Source organism: Mesorhizobium sp. M8A.F.Ca.ET.208.01.1.1 (assembly GCF_004791315.1).
In the GTDB taxonomy this organism is placed as follows: Bacteria; Pseudomonadota; Alphaproteobacteria; order Rhizobiales; family Rhizobiaceae; genus Mesorhizobium.
On sequence record NZ_SRUT01000027.1, the window covers coordinates 1 to 1,328 of the forward strand.

At 64.1% G+C, this 1,328-nt stretch carries 1 protein-coding gene; it reads left to right on the forward strand.

The window, feature by feature from the left end:
• The first annotated feature begins 79 nt into the window (after positions 1-79).
• The gene (locus EN851_RS34080; RefSeq protein WP_135931041.1) at positions 80-1,270 is read left to right on the forward strand and encodes a helix-turn-helix domain-containing protein; all 1,191 of its coding nucleotides are present in this window, start codon (positions 80-82) and stop codon (positions 1,268-1,270) included.
• Positions 1,271-1,328 lie beyond the last annotated feature (58 nt).

A 1,328-nucleotide genomic window follows, 5' to 3' on the forward strand; every position in this document is an offset into this window, starting at 1 on the left:
TGTCCGAACCGGATAGATAGGTAACAGAATGGACCGATAGCATGGGTGACAGTTTTCTTGTCCGCCGGGAGGACCGGCGATGGTTTGGCGAGAAACTGGGATCATGGACGAGCGGCTACGGTTTGTTGTGGATTGCCTTTCGGGTGAAGAGACGATGATCGAGCTCTGTGCGGCTTATGGGATATCGCGCAAGACCGGCTACAAATGGCTTGGACGCTATCGCGCGTTCGGCCCGGAAGGTTTGCACGATCTGCCGCGCGCGCCGCTCAATCACGGCCGGGCGACGGCGCTGGACCTGGTGGAGCGGATCGTTGCCGCCAAGGAGGTGCATCCGCTGTGGGGGCCAAAGAAGATCGTGGCGCGTCTCAAGCGCACGGCTCCCGAGTTGGTTTGGCCGTCGGCCTCGACGGTGGGCGCGATCCTTGCACGGCACGGGCTCGTAGGCGCCCGCAAGCGGCCACGTCTGCGAGCCTGTGGCAACGGACCGTGGCCGGAGCCGCAAGGGCCGAATGCGGTGTGGACTGGCGATCACAAGGGGTGGTTCCGGACTGCCGACGGGTGGCGCTGCGATCCGTTGACGGTGATGGATGCCTCGAGCCGCTACCTTCTGGCGCTCGAAGCGACGGGCTCGACGGCGGACGCCGAGGCCTGGCCGGTGTTCGAGCGGCTGTTTGAGGAGCATGGCCTGCCGGATCGCTTCAGAAGCGACAATGGCTCGCCCTTCGCGTCGGCCGGCGTCACCGGGCTGACGCCGCTTGCGGTGCGCTTCATCAAGCTCGGCATCACGCTGGAACGGATCGCACCCGGCAAGCCACAGCAGAACGGTCGCCACGAGCGCTTCCATCTGACCATGCTGCCACTGGCCAAGGACCCGGAGGCCGACAGAACGGCTCAGGGCCAGGCCTTCGAAGCCTTCCGGCGCAGCTACAATGAGGAGCGTCCGCATGAGGCGCTTGCCATGGACACTCCAGCCCAGCATTACCGCCCGTCGCAACGAGCCATGCCAAGGACGCCACCCGAGCCCGATTATCCGCAAGAGGCCGCGGTTCGCTGGGTGCGCCACAATGGCGAGATCAGGTGGAATGGCGGCTTCGTCTATGTCTCGCAATCACTGGCCGGCGAAGCCGTCGCGGCCATCGAAGCCGAGGACGGCCAATGGGCACTTACCTTCCATGATTATCCGCTTGGCATCATCGACACCAGACGTATGAAGCTCGTCCGCCGCAGCGCCGCGCCAACCAAACCGCTTGGCGCTGCGGCGGATGCATAGGGGGAGAACTGTTACCTATGTATCCGGTTCAATCTGTTACCCATCTATCGGCTGGACA

What these genes read in the sequence shown, in the direction of transcription:
- EN851_RS34080 (WP_135931041.1), top strand. Translation starts at nt 80, where the DNA reads ATGGTTTGGCGAGAAACTGGGATCATGGACGAGCGGCTACGGTTTGTT.